Annotated in this window: 15 protein-coding genes; all 15 read right to left on the minus strand. The window is 73.1% G+C overall.

Annotated features, from left to right (window positions below; translation table 11 throughout):
* Positions 1–48: 48 nt before the first annotated feature.
* The 15 genes from ACFXOZ_RS19465 to ACFXOZ_RS19535 all read right to left on the minus strand — a co-directional run bounded on the left by ACFXOZ_RS19465 (position 49) and on the right by ACFXOZ_RS19535 (position 16,662).
* A complete protein-coding gene (locus tag ACFXOZ_RS19465; protein WP_380591658.1) occupies positions 49–3,381 on the minus strand; it encodes a LysM peptidoglycan-binding domain-containing protein in 3,333 nt (1,110 codons plus the stop codon).
* A gap of 7 nt (positions 3,382–3,388) precedes the next feature.
* Entirely contained in the window at positions 3,389–3,835 is a 447-nt protein-coding gene (locus ACFXOZ_RS19470; RefSeq protein WP_380522468.1) for a pilus assembly protein TadG-related protein, read from the minus strand.
* Positions 3,832–4,305, minus strand: a complete 474-nt coding sequence (locus ACFXOZ_RS19475) for a TadE family protein (RefSeq protein WP_380522469.1) — start codon at positions 4,303–4,305, stop codon at positions 3,832–3,834. The genes ACFXOZ_RS19470 and ACFXOZ_RS19475 overlap by 4 nt, the downstream gene beginning before the upstream one ends.
* Positions 4,302–4,721, minus strand: a complete 420-nt coding sequence (locus tag ACFXOZ_RS19480; protein WP_380522471.1) for a TadE family protein — start codon at positions 4,719–4,721, stop codon at positions 4,302–4,304. The genes ACFXOZ_RS19475 and ACFXOZ_RS19480 overlap by 4 nt, the downstream gene beginning before the upstream one ends.
* Before the next feature lie 54 nt (positions 4,722–4,775).
* On the minus strand, positions 4,776–5,000 hold the full coding sequence (locus tag ACFXOZ_RS19485; RefSeq protein ID WP_380522473.1) for a hypothetical protein: 225 nt from the start codon (positions 4,998–5,000) through the stop codon (positions 4,776–4,778).
* 45 nt (positions 5,001–5,045) lie between these two features.
* Complete coding sequence (locus ACFXOZ_RS19490) at positions 5,046–5,945, minus strand: type II secretion system F family protein (RefSeq protein ID WP_380522474.1); 900 nt, start codon at positions 5,943–5,945, stop codon at positions 5,046–5,048.
* The gene (locus ACFXOZ_RS19495) at positions 5,942–6,841 is read right to left on the minus strand and encodes a type II secretion system F family protein (protein WP_380522476.1); all 900 of its coding nucleotides are present in this window, start codon (positions 6,839–6,841) and stop codon (positions 5,942–5,944) included. The genes ACFXOZ_RS19490 and ACFXOZ_RS19495 overlap by 4 nt, the downstream gene beginning before the upstream one ends.
* On the minus strand, positions 6,838–8,394 hold the full coding sequence (locus ACFXOZ_RS19500) for a CpaF family protein (protein ID WP_380522477.1): 1,557 nt from the start codon (positions 8,392–8,394) through the stop codon (positions 6,838–6,840). The genes ACFXOZ_RS19495 and ACFXOZ_RS19500 overlap by 4 nt, the downstream gene beginning before the upstream one ends.
* The gene (locus tag ACFXOZ_RS19505; protein WP_380522478.1) at positions 8,387–9,205 is read right to left on the minus strand and encodes a hypothetical protein; all 819 of its coding nucleotides are present in this window, start codon (positions 9,203–9,205) and stop codon (positions 8,387–8,389) included. Before ACFXOZ_RS19505 ends, ACFXOZ_RS19500 begins: the two co-directional genes overlap by 8 nt.
* Positions 9,205–9,897 (minus strand): SAF domain-containing protein, encoded by a 693-nt coding sequence (locus ACFXOZ_RS19510; protein WP_380522479.1) that lies wholly within the window; start codon positions 9,895–9,897, stop codon positions 9,205–9,207. Before ACFXOZ_RS19510 ends, ACFXOZ_RS19505 begins: the two co-directional genes overlap by 1 nt.
* Positions 9,898–9,943: 46 nt before the next feature.
* Positions 9,944–10,888, minus strand: coding sequence for a hypothetical protein (locus tag ACFXOZ_RS19515; RefSeq protein ID WP_380522480.1), 945 nt, complete (start codon positions 10,886–10,888; stop codon positions 9,944–9,946).
* Positions 10,882–11,457 (minus strand): hypothetical protein, encoded by a 576-nt coding sequence (locus tag ACFXOZ_RS19520; protein WP_380522481.1) that lies wholly within the window; start codon positions 11,455–11,457, stop codon positions 10,882–10,884. The genes ACFXOZ_RS19515 and ACFXOZ_RS19520 overlap by 7 nt, the downstream gene beginning before the upstream one ends.
* Positions 11,458–11,956: 499 nt before the next feature.
* Positions 11,957–14,854, minus strand: coding sequence for an ATP/GTP-binding protein (locus ACFXOZ_RS19525; RefSeq protein WP_380522482.1), 2,898 nt, complete (start codon positions 14,852–14,854; stop codon positions 11,957–11,959).
* Positions 14,851–15,522, minus strand: a complete 672-nt coding sequence (locus ACFXOZ_RS19530) for a hypothetical protein (RefSeq protein ID WP_380522483.1) — start codon at positions 15,520–15,522, stop codon at positions 14,851–14,853. Before ACFXOZ_RS19530 ends, ACFXOZ_RS19525 begins: the two co-directional genes overlap by 4 nt.
* A 9-nt stretch (positions 15,523–15,531) precedes the next feature.
* Positions 15,532–16,662, minus strand: a complete 1,131-nt coding sequence (locus tag ACFXOZ_RS19535) for an NlpC/P60 family protein (protein WP_380522485.1) — start codon at positions 16,660–16,662, stop codon at positions 15,532–15,534.
* Positions 16,663–16,766 lie beyond the last annotated feature (104 nt).

The raw sequence follows: 16,766 nt of genomic DNA on the forward strand, positions 1-16,766 counted from the left end.
CCCGGCTGGAGGTCTTCCGGCCGGGCCCTGCACAGGTGAGGGCGGGGGTCAGCGGACCTGGGCAGTGGGCTTGGCGGTGAGTCTGGCGATCAGCTGCTCCGTCTCGTCCTGGAGCATCCCGTCCCACCCCATCTCGACGGTCATCTGCCGGACCTGGTCGATGACAGCGCGCACCCCGGCCTGGTTGCCCGCCCGCTGCTCGATCCGCATCCAGCTCCGATAGAGCACCTCGGCGGCCGGCTCGACGTCGAGTCCCACGGCCACGGCCCGCCGGGCTGCCTCGATGTCGAGGATCTCGTTCTGGATGCGCAGTGTGGCCACGGCGTGGGCGGTGTCCACGATTTGGCCGACCATGGTCTGGACGAGCGGTGCAGCCCAGGTGTGGGCGCCGGCTCCGCCGAATGGCCTGCCACGGACGAGATCGAGCGCGGCTTCAAGGTCCAGGACCCCGGCCGCATTGTGGGGCAGGCCGCGCTGGGCGAGGTAGCTGAACGTGGCGTAGTCGCAGGTCACCTCCTCGCTCAGGACGTACTGCTCGACGCCCTTCGGCTTGGGCCGCAGGTAGGCCTCGCCGTTGGAATCGACGCCCAGCCGACGCCGCAGGCGCGACATGTGGGTGTCCATCGTCGACTGCGTCCACGGGCTGACGGGGTCCATGTTGTTGGCGATCGCGCCGTAGCCCCGGTCGGACTTGAAGAGCAGCAGCGCCGCCAGCAGCACCAGCTTCGGCTGGATCGGCGCGTCACCGATCCCGGTGATCCGCAGCGGCCCCAGCACCTGCACCTGCGGAGCGGACCCGGCGGCCGGAACGGGGGCATCGCCTTCGCGGACCACGCTTACCCGCGGCGGAACCTTCGTCAGCACGGGTGCGGCAGCCTCGACCGAGGCTTCTTCCGCAGGGGAGCCGGCTGTGTCCACCGGGCCTTCGGCCTGGGCGGGGACGCTCTCCTCGGCCTGGCCGACGGCGTCCGCCCGGAGCGGCGGCGCGGCCTCCGGTGCCGGGAGGGCGTCGGTGGCCTGGATGGGGACGGTGACGGCGAGCACGGTCTCCTCCCCGGCTGCCTCCACCGCCATGTCCTCTTGCCGCTCGTCCTTGGACGTCGTCCTCACCTCTTCCTGGGTGGCCAGCGGGGACAGGTGGCGGCGGGGAGCAGTGTTGCCCTTGGTCAGGGAGGAGGGGCCGAAGGCCTTGCGGTCGGGGTCGGGGACCAGGGCCCACGCTCCCTCGGCCGAGGTGGCGGGTTGCGCCGCGGTGGTCAGGTCGGCGGTCAGCTGCCGGTAGACCTCGTCGCTGACGCGCTGCAGCACGACCTCGGCGTCCAGCGACTCAAGCGACTGGAGCTCGGTCACGAGGTTCGCATCCAGGACCTCGGCGTCCGGGAAGAGGTCCCGGGCCTGGCCGGCCGCTGGCAGGATCGCTGCGACGCGCACCTCGGCGGGGACCTTGCCAATGACGTCTGCGAACTCGTACAGCTCGTCCGGCGACGGGACGGTACTGCACACCACCATCCAGGGCAGCGGCCGCTCGCCGCCCTCGTGCTCGGCCTGGTGGAGCTCGACCATCACCCGTGCCAGGTCGGCGGTGGCGGTGGCCAGGCGCGGGACGAACATGGTGCGGCATGCGGGCAGGAGCTGCTGCAGTTCCAGGCCGAACCCGGCGGTCATGATCTCGGTGTGGTCGGACCACAGCGCGGTGCCGGCCTCCATCGCGATGCCGCGAGCGACTTCGCGCACGTTCTGCTCGTCGCCGTCCAGGAGCAGCACGCGGGCCTGGTGAAGGTCCGCCAGCAGCAGGGTGTTGTCCTCGGCGGTGCCGATGGTGGCCAGGCCCGGGTAGGGGGCGGGGACGGTGCGGGCCTCCTCGGCGTCCAGCAGGACGGCGCGGTCGCCGCGCACGCCCCACCACCCGCCCGGCCGGTCGTTGAACGGGGTGAGCGCCTCGGCGTCGGTGTCCTCGACCAGGATCTCGACCCGGTCCTGCTGGACTCGCGCGCCGACGATCTGCGGCAGGTCCTCGGGGTGGTGATGGGCGAGAGTGCGCAGCGCGCGGTCGAGCAGGTCGACCAGGACGGGGGAGGAGGTGCGGTCGAGCACCATCTCGGCCTGGCTGGTCTCCTGCGGCACGGCGATCTGCTCCCCGGGTCGGCGCTCGCGCTGCTGGGCTCGGCGGCGGGCAGCGATGACCGCCAGGGCGCCCGCGCCGAGGAGGGCGGCGACCCCGCCGATGCCCTGCTGGACGGAGAGCGGTGACCGGGCGTCGTCGGTCGTGGCCTCGACCGGTTCCGCGGACTGGGATGCAGCCGTGGGTGTCGTCGGGGCAGCGGGGGCGGCGGCCGCTGGAGAGGCGGGCTCGGAGGCGTCCGGCGCAGACCGGTTCGGTGTGGGCGAGGGTGTGTCTGCCGTCGCCGGGGCACTCGTGGTGGCCGCGGGAGCGGGGACGTCGGCAGCGGGCGCAGGAGCCGGCTCTTGTGCGGGGGTGGCCGGTGCTGCCGTGGCCGGTCCCGGGATCACGATGACGTCGCCGGGAAACAGCTGGTCGGCGTCGGTGAGGTGACGCCCGCCCGGTTGGCGGACCTCTTTCGACGCCTCCAGCAGCTGCGGGTACTTGTCGCCATCGCCGAGTTCCTTCTCGGCGAGCGCGGAGAGGGTGTCACCGGACTGGACGGTCACGGTGTGTCCGGCGGGTGGGACGGTCTCCGGGGCGGGCGCGGGTGCCGTGGGTTCCGGGGTCTCGCGTGCTTCGGCGGGCAGGTGCAGGACCGTACCGGGCTGGAGCAGGTCGCCGGTCTTGATCTGCGGGTTGAGGTCGGCGATGTCGTGCCAGCGGGTGCCGCTGCCGAGGTAGTGCTGGGCGAGGTCCCACAGGGTGTCCCCGGCGACGACGTGGTGGACCGGACCGGTCTGGGCGTCTGGGGCCGTTGCCGGGGAAGAGGTGGCGGTCGTACTCGCGCCGACCGCGGCGGGCGCGGTGACGGAGACCGGGGCGGCGGATGCGGTCTGCGGGGCGGCGAACGCGGCACCGGCGGGCAGGAGCATCGCCACTCCCGCCACCAGGGTGGCGGCCAGGCGCTGGGTGGCGCCGAGAGCCCGTACGCGCGGCGCACGGCGGTGGCGCAGCAGCGCGGCGACCTCGACCAGGGTGGAAGCGGCGAAGGACAGCCAGCCGGCCCAGCCGAGGAGGGTGAGCGCGCCCAGGAAGAGGCTGCCGCTGTCCGGGGCGGTCAGCGCGGCGGTGACGTCGCCCCAGCCCGGCACCTGGTGGGGCAGGGTGCCGACCTGCCACAGCAGTACCGGCACGACGACGAGCAGCGCGGCCAGGACGGCGAGGGCGGCCACCCCCTTGAGGGCGGCGGTGAGGCGGGAAGCGGTACGGCGGGGCATAAGGGGGTCAGCCTCCCTGGACGATCAGCGTGGCGCTGCCGTGGCCGGTGACGGTCATGTCGCCGGGCCAGAAGTAGGGGTGGTAGGTCTCGGTGACGGAGACGTTGATCGAACCGTCGCCACCCCAGGTCACTGTGCCAGCGACGCCGGCGCTGCGGAGGTAGGCGGCGGCGGCGCGCTGCGCGGCGTTGTGGTCGATGGCGACGCCGCCTCCGGAGATGGCCTGCCCGGCGTTGACGGCCTGCGCGCCGGAGCGGGCGGCTTCCTGGGCGGCGGCCTCGGCGTGGTTGAGGGCGCGGAGCTTGCCGGCGCCGTCGATGACGAAGGCGATCAGCAGCATGATGGTGGCCGTGGCGACGGCCACGAACAGGGTGATGCTGCCCCGGTCGCCTGCGGCGCGGCGGCGGGCGAGGAGGCGGCGCAGACCGGCCGGCCGGGACGGGCGGGGCGTCATGCTGTGGGCCTTCCGCGGTAGGCGTCGATCGAGGACGTGAAGTCGCTGCTGGCCGTGGTGCTGCCGGGCAGGCCCGGGAAGGCGACGTCGGACAGGGAGACGGTGCAGCGCACGCTCACCGTGACGGAGGACGGCGTGCCCAGCGGGGCCTGGAATCCGGAGGTGGGCACGGTCACCGACAGGCCGGTGCAGGTGAGGCCCTGGTCCTGGAAGGTCTGGCGGGCGACGCGCTGCGCCGCGGTGCGGGCGGAGGCGGCGTCGCGTTCGAGGGAGGCGGCCCGGGCCGCGTTGCGGGCGGCGTCGTCGACGACGTTGCGGGCGAGGTGGACGCGGCCGGCGGCCACGATGACGACGAGCATCCCGAGCAGCACCGGGGCGAGGATGGCGAGTTCCAGGCTGACGCTGCCCCGGTCACCGCGACGGCGGCGCAGGCGCCGGGCGGCCGAGGGGAGGCGGTGGAGGAGGTTCACGGGGCGGTCACCCGCTCGCGCGGGGCCGAGGCGTGCTGGTGCACCGGCAGGCTGAGCCCGGGGATCCAGGTGGCCACCGTCCCGGTCACGTCGATGCGCACGGTCTGGCCGTCGCTGCCGGAAACCGAGCGGCCGCTGACGGAGGTTCCGGCCCGGTCCAGGAAGTCCTGGGCCGCTGCGGTGCCCTGGCCGAGTGTCGCGCCCTGGATGCGGGCGCGTTCGACGCCGCGCTGGGCGGCGGACAGGGCGACGCCGCGGGCGTGGTACCAGAGCCCGGCCTGGATGATCACGAAGATCACCGTCATCACGGCGGGGAAGAGGATGGCGAGTTCGAGGGAGACCGCGCCGCGGTCCCCGCCGGGCCCGCGGCGTCGCGGCCTTCGGCGGGCCCGGGGGGCCGGGCGTGGTGTGGACATGGACTGACAGCTCCTGTGGGAGGACCGAATGCGGCCGACGGGTGCGGGGCCGCGCTACTTGATCGCCGCCTCCTTCTCGGTCAGCTTCGTGGCAATGAAGGTGCCCAGGCCGATTGCGGCCAGGACCAGCGCGCCGATGATGATCGCGGCCTCGATGGACATGCCGCCGTAGTCGCTGCGCGTACGGGCGTCCCGCAGTCTGTACAGCTGGTAACGGATGCGGGTGAGGAAGGCCTGGATGACGGGGTCGGCCGAGGCCGCCTTCTCGAAGTCGGGCATGACGGACGTCCTTTCGGAAGAGGGATGACAGAAACGGGGCGCCGCTCAGGCGGACATGATCTGCGCGACGGCGGGATAGCCCATGTAGAGCGACATGATCAGCAGGAGGGCCGTCACGGGGACGATCATCTTCTCCGAGGTGATGTTCGCCCTGGCGCGCTCCTCGGCCAGCAGGGTGCCGCGCAGACTGGACGCCTGCGCCTCCAGCGTCGTGTAGACGGAGGCGCCCTCCTCGCCGGCGATGGCCATGATGTCGGCCGGGGCGCCGAGCTCGGGAACGCCGAGCTCCTCGCTGAGCTGGCGCAGGCCGTCCCACGGCGAGACCCCGCTCAGCTCGGCACGCAGGAGGGTGTCCCGCAGCCGGACGAACACCCAGCCGTCGCCCAGCAGCGCGGCCTTGCGCAGCGCCTCGCTCGGCCCGGCGTCGGCCGCGCGCTCCAGGCACACCAGCTCCAGGTAGGAGGCGATGCCGAACCGGAACGCCCTGCGGGCCTCGCCCGCCTCCTCCTTCACGTTCAGGTCGGGCACCATCCACATCACCGCGGCCAGCCCCAGGGACACCAGGGCCGGCACCGCGAAGGGCAGCGAACCGCCCGCTAGCGCGATGACGGCCGGCACCAGCGCCGGGAACAGCAGCCCCAGCAGCGCGAACCCGACCTTCTGGCCGACGTGGGAGGCCGGGGTACGCCCCAGCAGCTCCAGGTCGCGGCGCGGCAGCCGGAACGGACCTTCACCGACCTGGCCGAGCAGCCGGGCGCCGATGCGCTCCAAAGCGGAGTCGGCGCTGCGCATCGGCCGCGGGTCGAAGTTCTCCAGCCGGCGGGCGTCCATGCGGCGCAGCACGTCGCTCAGATCGGGGCGGGTGCGGGTGGCACCGGCGATGGTGACGGCGACGCCCAGGCCGGTGACGGCTCCGGCGGCGATGGCGGGTGCGGCGGCGATCACCGGCTGTCCTCCTGTCGGTCGTCGTCCGGGGCGGCGAGGATCCGCGGTGCCGGCTTGGTCAGGGACATGCGGCGCATCCAGACCAGGACCGCGCCGAACGCGGCCGCCAGGGCGAGGAGGTAGAGGTGCCCGAACGGTGTGCTGTAGGGCTGGACGTACTTGCCGGACAGGACGGAGAGGCCGAACACCCCCAGGCAGATCAGGGCGACCCACCGGGCGTTGGCCCTCGGCTTCTCCCGGTCGGCCTCGACGGTCTCGCGCATCCGCACCTCCTCACCGACCTGGTCGGCGAGCTTCTCCAGCGCCCGGCCCAGGCCCGCGCCGCGGTCCTCGACGTGGCCCATCATCAGCAGCGCGACGGCGTCGGCGGTCGCGTCGTTCATCTCGTGCCCGAAGGCCCGGTAGGCCTCCTGCGGGCGCCAGCCGGACCCGAGACGGGCCGTCAGCCGCGAGATCTCCGGCACCAGCTCGGGCGGGGTGCTGCGCAGGCTCGCGGTGACCGCCGCCTCCAACGAGGTTCCGGCGGTGTGGATGTTGCTCAACCGGCGGACCCACTGTTCGAGGGCTTTCAGCCGCTTGATCTGCCGCGTGCTGCCGCGCCCTGGCTGGAGGATCCACGGCATGCCCAGGGCCGCGGCGGTCGTCAGCAGACCGCCCAGCAGCCAGGAGGAGACCAGCCACACCGCGAGCCCCGCGACCACGGAGGCACCGAGAACCAGCCGTCCGCGCCCGCGCAGCCCGGTGGCCCCGGCCCGCAGGCGCCGTTGCAGCGCCCCCTCGGGCCGGGCCTTCGGCGCGGTGCCGGTCCCGACGAACCCCGCCACGGCCACGACGACGCCCAGCACCGTGACGGAGCCGCCGACGCCTGCGACCAGAACCTCCGGCGTGATGGTCACAGCGCCGTCACCGTCCTCAGCTGCTGCTTCCAGGCGCCCCACGGCTGGTGGAGGAGTGTCGGGTCGAGGCCGGCGCGTACGAGGTCGCCGATGCACTGGGGGAGCATGTGCGGGACGGCCCTCGGTTCCCGGTGGCCGCCGGGGTCCTGGCGCGGGCCGAAGATGGTCTGGCGGGAGGGGATCCCGCGCTCGCCGACGCCGGTGATCTCGACGATCTGGGAGACGAAGCGGTGGCGGCTGCCGCCGATCGCGGTCTCGTCGACGAGGCGCACGTAGACGATGAAGTCCAGGCTGAGGGCGATCTTGCGGTAGGCCGACCGGTCGGTGAGCCCGGCCTCCTCGACCAGCTCGACGAGGCGCTCGATGACCATCTCCGCGCTCTTGGCGTGGATGGTCGCCATGCTCCCGCCGTCGCCGCTGTTGAAGGCGCGCAGCATCGGCAGCGCCTCGGCGCCGCGGACCTCGCCGACCAGGACCCGGCGCAGCGACATCCGCAGGCTCTGCTCGAACAGCTCGCTGAGGGTGATCTCGCCGACCGGCCGGCCGTCGGGCCCGCGTTCGCCGTTGCCCTCGCGGGCTTCGAGCGCCACGACCTCGGGGGCCTCGGGGTCCTCGTGGAGCCACAGCTCGAAGGAGTCCTCCAGGGTGCCGATGCGCTCGAACCGGGGGATCTCCAGGGCCATGGCCCGCATCAGGCTGGTCTTGCCGGCGCCCATGCTGCCCGCGATGACCACGTTCTTGCGGGCCCGGACGGCCGCCGCGAGGAAGGCCACGAGGGTAGAGTCGAGGGTGCCCCAGGCCTGGAGGTCCGCCAGCCGTTGGGAGCGGGTGCGGTGACGGCGGATCACGACGTGGGGCCGGTCGCTGACCCAGGCGGTCGCCGCGAGGCGGGAGCCGTCGGCCAGGCGTGAGTTGATCAGGGGCGTGGCCGGGGTGAGGCTGCGCTCGCCCTGGCCCTGCGTGCGCACGACGTTGTTGACCAGGGCGATGAGATCCGCTTCGGACTCGGCGACCGGGCCGACCTCGGCGGAGGGCCGGTCGCGGTAGTCGACTCGGGTACTCGTCCCGCGGACCAGGATGTTCTCGACGTCCGGGTCGTTCAGCAACGGCTGCAGCCGGCCGGCCTCGAACAGCTCCTGGAGGACCGACCGCCGTACCGCCTGCTCGCCGTCCTGGGTGAGCGCGCCGGCGGTGGCGGCGTAGTCGGTGGCCCACACGCTCACGACGCTGGTCACCAGGGACTGGCCGAGCTGCTGCCGGTCCTCGCGGGACATGCCCGGGTTCTCTGCGGTGGCGGTGGCCAGCCGCTCCGCGACCAGCGTTCGCAGCTTCGTGATCTCCGGGTACGGGACCGGCGGGGCGGTGGGGGCGCTCGCCACGACCGGGCCGGTGCGCACGGCGGGAAGCGACGGCGCGGGGACGGGCCGGGGGGCCTCGGCGGCAGGGATGCGCCAGCCGGTGCCCTCGTGGCCGGCCAGCAGGGCGTCGCGGAAGCGCGCCGCCCGCGAACCCGGTTCGTCGGCCGGGGCGGAGGGAGTGATGACGTCAGACACGCGTGGCCTCCTGGGCAGGCCGCGGTGCCAGCTGGACCCTGCGGCGGGTGGCGTCGAGGGTGAGCTGTTCGTGGGCGCTGCGGGCACCGCGCACCAGCGGCGCGAGGTCGAAGCGCCCGCGCACGGTGCCGCCCGAGCCCAGCGCCGCGGCCGTGGCGGGGTCGTGTGGCACGGTGGCGACCACCGGCACGCCCAGCGCCGCGGCGATCTGGCCCGCTTTCAGCGGCCCGTCCTCGACCACCACCAGCCGCAGAGATCCGGCGCCAGCACCCCGACGGTCGAGGTCCTCGCGCAGCACCCGGATCACCGGGGCGGCCGCCGCCACCGACGAGGTGTCGGCGCGCACCAGCAGCAGGAGCAGGTCCGCGCGGCGCAGCAGCGGCGCGGGGGAGTAGGTGTCGCTGAGGCCCGTCGCCGACTCGACCACCGCCCGGCCCGCGTCCACCAGCACGTCGTAGCCGTCCTCCTCCATCACCCGCAGCAGCCGGTGCAAGGGCTCCCACGTGCCGGCCAACGACGGCGACTGGGTCGGGTCGGTCAGCCCGGGCAGCAGCAGCCGGTGCCCGTCCCGGTCCAGCGGCACCAGGTGCTGCTCGAAGACCTCGGCGAGCGTGCCGTCGCGCTGCGCGGTGGCCAGACGGTGCAGACCGATGGCCGCGGTGGTCTGCTGGCCCTGGAGGTAGCCGGTGCGGATCGTGCCGCCGGACGGGTCGCACTCGGCGAGGAGGGTGCGCTTGGGGCTGGCCAGGGCCAGGGCCAGAGCGGTGGTGGTGACCCCGCAGCTCTTCGCGGAGATCAGCGCGGTGAGCATCAGGGCCTCGCCTTCAAGACGATCGCGATGCGGCCCGTGGCCGCCCAAGAGGCGACGACGGGGCTGTCCACCGGTCCGACGGCCAGGTCGACGACGCGGACTCCGTTGGCGTCGGCCTCACCGACCTGCACGACGACCGCACCGATCGTGGAGGGCCGCGTGTTCGGAGCCGCCTTGTCGTCCTGGGGGCCGGGAGTGGAGACGACCTGCACCTCGTCGCCCGGTTGCAGGGCCTGGGCTGGCAGCTGGCCGGGCTTGGCGAGGACCCCGACGGTGTCCTTGCCCGCCCTTATCGGCTGACCGGCGCGCACAGAGTCGTCCGTCACCAGGGTGCCAGCCGGAAGGTCGGCGGCCGCGGCCTTCCCCAGGATGTCGTGGGCGCGGGAGAGCGGGACCGGGTGCAGCGCGGGGTCCGCGATGACGGAGGCGGTCCGCAGGTCGTCGGACGTGATGATCTTCCCGGCGGGGATCGGGTGCGCCACGGCGACGACCTGGACCCGGTCGGCCGCCTTGACGTTGTAGTAGGCCGCGACGAGCCCGCCGACGGCGGTCAGCGCAACACCCAGCGCCATCAGCGCGGGCCGCCGGCCACGACGCGGACCCGGGTCCGCCACGGGCAGCGGCCCGGACTGCCCGTCCTTCGCGCCGTCACCGGCCGCAGCGCGCCGCGGCCTGGTCAGAGTCGGTGCCATCACACAACCTTGGGAGTAGGGGAGTTGGCGGCGTTCGCGGCCGCGCTCACTGGTTCAGGGCCTGGGCCTCGGCGATCGCCACCGCGGTCGCCGCCTGGCGGTCCGTGGTGATGCGCCCGGTCTGGCCGGTGCTCGCCGTCCAGTCCACGACCCACTTGCTCGTCGCGTTGATCGCGTACCGGCCGGCCTTGGTGTAGGTGTGGCCGCATTCGGGCTGCCGGGCACCGTACTCGGGCAGGTAGGCCTTGCCCGCGGTACGGCAGGTCTCGGTCGAGCCGTCGCCGGTGGTCCAGATGATCCGGTCCACGTGCGCGGTCGCGGTCACCGTGACGCCGCCCGCCGACACCGAGGCCGACTTCGGGCCCCAGGTGGTGTCCTTGACGGCTGTCCACAGCCACACCGGAAGGCCCACCAGCGATGTCGATCCAGGCTTCGGGGCGATGCCGATCTCCGCGCCGGTCAGCCGCATGCTGTCCACGGCCTGCTGGGCGAGCTGGGCGGGGTCGACCATGCCGCCCATCCCCGGCGGCGGAGTGGCGCTGTACATGGCGCCGCTCATCAGCTCGGCGCCCTTCGCCGTGCAGGTCCGGTTGTAGAGAGCGCCCTGGCCGGGCTTCCAGTCGGCCGGCAGGCCGGTGGCGAGCTTCCAGCTGTCACTGTCCGGAGGCGGCTGCGGGTCGTAGGCCTTCCAGTAGCAGCTGTCGTTGGGGTTGAACCAGCCGTACTTGTCGACGTAGCAGGCCGCCTCGGCGCCGTCGATCAGGCACTTCGCGCCGCCGCCGCTGTTCCCACCACCACCGTCGCCTCCCCCACCACCCGGCTTGCCGCCGGTGCCCCCGCTGGTGCCGCCTCCTCCGCCGGCGTGGAGGTTGCAGTCCGGGACCTGCGGAGGGCATTCGACGCCGCCGTCGGCCCAAGCCGCGGCTGCCGGAGCGAGGAGGGCGGCGGTGAGGACCGCACCGACGGTCACGGACCGCAGAGGTCTCAGCACGTCTGCTCCCGGTCGAATGCCGACTCGGAGATCAGCCAGTGGCCGTCCACCCGGTGAGCGACCGAGTTCATCACGTGACGCACAGTCCCGTCCGTAGTCGACCGTTGCCCTGTGGTCTTGTCGATCGGCTGGAACTTTGCGGTGTCCACGCAATCGCGGATCGTGGCTCGGGCCGGGGAGGACGCAAGGTCCACGGCCTGGACCACGGGGGACAGCTGCGGCCTTCCCGGCACCACCATGTTGTTCTTCTGGTAGTAGGCGACCGCCACCTTGATTCCGGCGAGTGCCTTGTCTCGGGTGTAGGTTTCCAAGTTGTCGACGCCGTCCAGCGAGCCCTGGTTGTAGGCCTTCACCGTCACGTCCCACATCCCCTGGTACGCCGTCAGTACGGCGGCCTTCGCGTCAGCGGTGGGGTCGGCAGTGGGCGTGGCCGTCGGGGAGGGGGGAAGCGGTGCGGTCGACGTGGGCGACGGCTCGCCCGCCTTCTCCTGTGCCGAGCACCCCGCCAGCAGGAGCGCTGCCGCCGTCAGGACCGCGCTCGTGATCCGCGCCCTGCTGCTGTGTGCCACGGTGTTCCCCCTCGATGTCGGTATGAGGCCGTGCTTGATGACCGTCCAGCGGTGTGCGCCGCTGCTCCCCTAACCCGGTTTGGCCGAGCATCGTCACTCTGAGGTCTGCGGAGGACCCAGGATTATGGCGATATGCGCGGTCTAGAAGTCCGTTTGGGTATTCCTACCCCTGACTTCGCACAGGTACCACCCAGTCACGATAGGACAGATCCGGCCAAGATCCCAGGGAAAAATGCTTGCGCGTTGAAGTAGCTCGGCCGCCACCGTTCATCTCCCTCGCCGAAGTTGAGGCTTTGGTTCCGGATGTCCCCATTTGTTCGTCACTTCCTGAACGGCGCCGTGACCAGCAGGAACACACCCGGCCTGCCTACCCGGGGCCATGAGCCCACCGACATCGTTGCCGGACACCCTGTGCCTGTCCTGAGTACGAATACTCAGGACACCCAGCATCAGATCGACGGCGAAGGCCTGAACGCCGGTGAGGCCAGGACCGGCAGTCTCAGGAGACGATCCGCGAGGTCGGCCGCCCGCGCCGGCTCTTCACCGGCCCGGTCTCCGGCTTCGTCTCGGCCTCCGCACCCGCCTCGGCGGCATCAGCGTCGTCGGCGCCCTCGACGGCGTCCGTCTGCGCGGCGACGGACCGATCCGCTCCTTGCCGGTCGGACGGCGGGGCGGGGGAGGTGAACTCCAGGACCACGTCGTCCTGTTCCGTCGCCCGCTTGAGGAGCGCCGGCAGCTGCCGGGCCCCGGTCGCCGAGTCGGCCCGGGTGGCCAGCGCGTCCACCAGGTCGGGGGAATGCAGCTGCCGGAACACCTCCTTCACCTGGAGCCCCTTCACCAGAAGCGGGCCGACCCGGTTGCCGCCGTTGGTCACCTGCACATAGGAGTGGAACCGCGGCAGCTCCGCGATCCGCGCCGCCGACACCGCCCCGTGCCACTCCTCCGCCACCGGCCGCACTGCCGCCACCGAGCCGCCCGTCGTGCTCACCACGCTGGAGTTCTGCACGATCGACTCCCGTGTCGTCGCGCTGACCCGGCCCAGCAGTTGGGTCATCACGTGCAGGCGCCCGCCGAACTTCCGCAGCTGCTCGGCGATCGAGGCCATGCTCTCCCCGGCCACGCCGTCCAGGCTGATCAGCTCGTCACCGAAGACGTGCATGGGACGGCGGTCGTGCGCCGCAAGATCACGCCGGGACAGACCCGCGCGCAACAGGTCCGCCAGCATCATGCTGACCAGCAGCCGGTCCGAGGGGCCGGTGCCCTCCAGGCACAGCCAGATGATCTCCCCGCGGTCCATCGCGGCCCGGATGTCGTACCACCCGGTCGGCGAACCCAGGAACGCCCGGGTGGTCTCGTTGGCTGCCAGCCGGTCCAGCGGGTTCAGCACCGGCGCCAGCTCGTCCGCCTTGTACTTGCGGAAGGTCGTCTCCCACCAACGCCGCTGCTCCGGCGTCAGGTGCTGGAGCAGCGCGTTGCGCCAGCCCCGGTTCGACAGCAGGGTCCGCACCTGGTGGACCGTCGCCTGCGCCTGCGGCCGGCCCGCCGCCACCGCCCGCTGGTTGTGCGCCACCAGCGCCTCCACCGCCTTCGTCAGGATCGCGATCGCCCGAGGATGAGCAGCGTCCGTCCACGACAGCGCGTTGGCCAGCGAGTCGACGGCCGCGCCCGCCACCCGCCCCGCGCTGCGCCCGCCTTCCATCCCGATCGGGTTCCAGGTGGGCAGGCCCCCGCCCCGCTCCGCCTGCGAGAGGTCGATCCGCCGCACCCGCCCGGCCAGCCGCTTGTGCGCCAGGACCGGAGCAGCCGAGTCCCAGCTGTCCCCGTGCGGGTCGATGAACAGCACCCCGGCGCCGGACAGCGCGATCGCCAGCGCCCGCACGATCGCCTGCTCGGTCTTGCCGCCGCCGGCCTTGCCGACCGCCAGGGAGAACAGGAACTCCTCCTCCGGCGTGGCCACGATCCGGCTGCGCCCGTCGGCGCTGACCAGCAGCCCGTGCGGAACCAGAGGGGTGCCGAGCTCGTAGGTGGGCAGCTCGGAGGCGAGCACCGGCAGCACCGCATCGGCGGTTGGCGGCTTGAGCAGCCCGGCCAGCTCGCTGACGTGCACCCAGTTCTGCTTCCGGGGGGCGACCAGGCCGGTGGTCCACCGGCGGTCGAAGGACCCCCGGCGGTGCCAGCTGTTCGCGCCCCAACTCCACTTGAGGAACCGGCCGCCGTCGGCGCCGAGCCGGCTGTCCTCGCCGAACACGTCCAGGGCGGCCGACAGCTGCTCCAGCAGCTGGTAGGCGCGGCCCTCGCGCTCGGAGACGCACCGCACCAGAAGCTGGATCCGCACCAGGCCGGTGCCGTTGCCGAGCCGCCCGAGGGCCTCCTCCCGGTCCACGATGCGCGGCCGCACCGTCGGCAACAGGGTGGACGGGCCCTTCTGTGAGGGATCCAGCAGGGTGAGCAGCTGGTAGCGCAGGGAGTCCTGGGCCTCGGCAGCGTCGGCGGCCGCGTCCCGGGCCGCGCGGCGGGCGTTCTTGCGGCTGCGCTCGCGGGCCTCGCGCATCATCTGCCACTGCCGCAGGCGCAGGTGCCAGCGGGGGACGGCCTGGATGTCGAGGACGACCTCGGCGAGCTCACCCAGATCCGCCTGGATGTCGGCGACCGCGTCGATCAGCGGCTGGAGCGGGTCAGGCGTCAGCGGGACCTCGCGCAGCGCGGCGGACGGCTTGCCGCGCAGGACGAACTCCGCCCGTACCGCGTGCAGCCTGCCCTTCTCCTCGGATGCGCCGCGGCCGGGCTTCTTCTTGAGGTCGACGCCCTGGCCGGAGGCATTCGCCGCCAGGGCCGCCGCCTTCGCCTTCGCCTTGAGGGCCTTCGCCTCCGCCTTGCGCTTCTTCTGGAGCTCCTTGTTCTTCTTGTCCAGCCGGTCCTGCGCGGTCTGGGCGGCGTACGGGTCGTCGGCTGGCGGCGCCTCGGCGACGGTGACCTCCTGGAAGCGGGAGTTCTTGAGGAGCGTCACCGCCTCCGACGGCGCCTCCACCGAGTACTCCAGCGGCACGGTGCCGTCCGCCCGCAGCAGCACGCGCAGCCGGCGGGCCGCCGCAGGGGCCCACCAGGGGCCCTTGCGGGAGGCCCGCAGCAGCAGCGCGATCTGGCGCCAGATGTCCTCGGTGGTCGGTGCGAAGCGCCGGGTCGGCGTCAGGATGAAGCGGGTCCGCTGGGCGAGTGCCCGGCGGGTGAGCACCTGGTGGACCACCCCTGCGGCGACGGCCGGCGGGACGAGGAGGACCAGGAGAAGCCCCGCGTTGTCCTGGCACCAGCTCCCGGCGTCGGCGAACCAGGCCAGGACCTCGCCCGCCACGTGCAGGGCGGACTTGAACCCGGAGGTGCTGCTGGTCTGGCCGTTCATCGGGTGGGCTCCCATCCGGTGCTGGTGCGGGTGCGGGTGAAGGTCACGGTGGCGGGGCGGCGGTCCCCGTAGTCGCCGGTGGGGGAGGTGCCGGTCCACAGCAGGTCCACGCGGGCGCCGCCCGGGACGGCGGGGTCCGAGTGCGCGGCCGCGGCCTGGATCCGCACGCCGGAGTAGAAGTAGGGGGCGCTCGCGCCCGGGCCGGGGGAGAAGTACTGGGGCCACTTCTCCCGGCCGGCCCCGGTGGTCTCGGCGAGCCAGACGTCGCGGCCCAGTGCCGCCAGGGCATCGGCGTCTGGCGGGGCCAGGTCGCTGGGGTGCGCCTTGGCGAACCCGGCCTGGATCGCGGGGTCACCTGCGGGTCCGTCACCGGCGGCCGCGACGCCGGACGGCACCACGGTCGAAGCGGCGGACGGGCTCGGCGCTGCGCTGTTCGGCGTAGCGGCAGGCCGGGGCTCGGCCCTCGTCGGCTCCGGTACCGGTGCCGGTGGCGGTGCTGGGGCGCCGGTGTCCGCCGTGCCGGCGGGAGCGTCGGCCGGGGCCGAGGCGACCGGTGCCCCAGCGGCGGGGTGGTGCGGCGCCGGGGCGGCAGGGAGCAGGAGGGCAAGGCCGCCCGCGAGCAGCGCGATCGCGCCGAGCTCGGGCAGGAAGCGGGGCATCTTCTTCACGGGGGCCTCTCAGGAGATCGGGCGGGCGCCGCCCGCGTAGTCGTAGTTCCAGACCGCGGCCTGCTTGACCACGTCGCCGGGCTTCGGGGCGTTGATCATCTGGCCGCCCCCGATGTAGAGGCCGACGTGGTAGATCCCTTGCGAGGCGTTGCCGAAGAACACCATGTCGCCGGGCTGGAGCGCCTGGACTCCGGCCGATGCCGGAATCCGCTGGCCGACCTCGGCCTGGTCGGCGGCGAGCCGGGGCAGCTTGATCCCGACCTTCGCGAACACGTACGTCATCAATCCGGAGCAGTCGAAGCCCGTGACGGTGCGTCCGTCCTGACCGCCCTGCGAGCAGCAGACGCCGCTGGTCGGACCGCTCGCGTCGCCGCCGCCCCAGGAGTACGGCTGGCCGAACTGGCTGCGGGCCGCCGCGATGACGGTCGTCACCTTGTCCGAGCTCGCGCCGCCGCCGGGCGCCGGGGTGGTGCCGAGCGCGGCGTACTGCTGGGCCCAGCGCAGCACCTCGTCCACGTACGCGCCGCTGTTGTTGTACCGAAGGATCGCCTTGCGCAGGACGGCCGCGTCCGTGAGGTCCTTGCCGCCGTCGCACAGATACAGGGCGGCTGCCAACGTCTCGTCGTCGGCGTTGCTCGGGTTCGCGCCCGCCCCGCCGTCCTGCGGGTGCACCTTCGCCGCGTACGCGGCAAACGTCGACGGCAAGAACTGCATCGGGCCGACCGCCGCGTCGAACTGCGAATTGCCGTCCCACCGACCGTGATCCGTGTCCATCACCGGCGTGGTGTTGCCGCCCGCTCCCGAGCCGTTCAAGATCGGGCCGATGATCGGAGGGGTGATGTCCCCGGTGGTGGTGTCGACCCTGTGCCCCTGCGCGTGGCCGGACTCCACCTTGCCGATCCCGGCCAGCAGCGACCAGGTCATCCCCTTGCACTGCGGGTCCAGCTGCGCCATCCCGGCCGCGGCCCGGACGTAGGCGCTCATCATCCGCGCCGGGATGTCGCTGACCGCGCCGACGGGGGCGGTGGACCCCGGGTCGCGGACATCCAGGACGCCCAGGACGACGATTCCGCCCAGCCCGATCGCCGTGCACAGCAGCGTCATCCCCAGGCAGCCGAGCTTCCGGAACAGCTTGAACACCCTCACCACCCCCGCCGTCGTCTCCCGGGCGGCGAGCGCCGCCTGCCGTCCGCCCTGCGTGCCGATCGGACCCGGCCGGCACGCAGGCCTCCCTGATCTGCTGC

Origin of the sequence: Kitasatospora sp. NPDC059160 (genome assembly GCF_042755465.1) — a bacterium.
Classification (GTDB): domain Bacteria; phylum Actinomycetota; class Actinomycetes; order Streptomycetales; family Streptomycetaceae; genus Kitasatospora.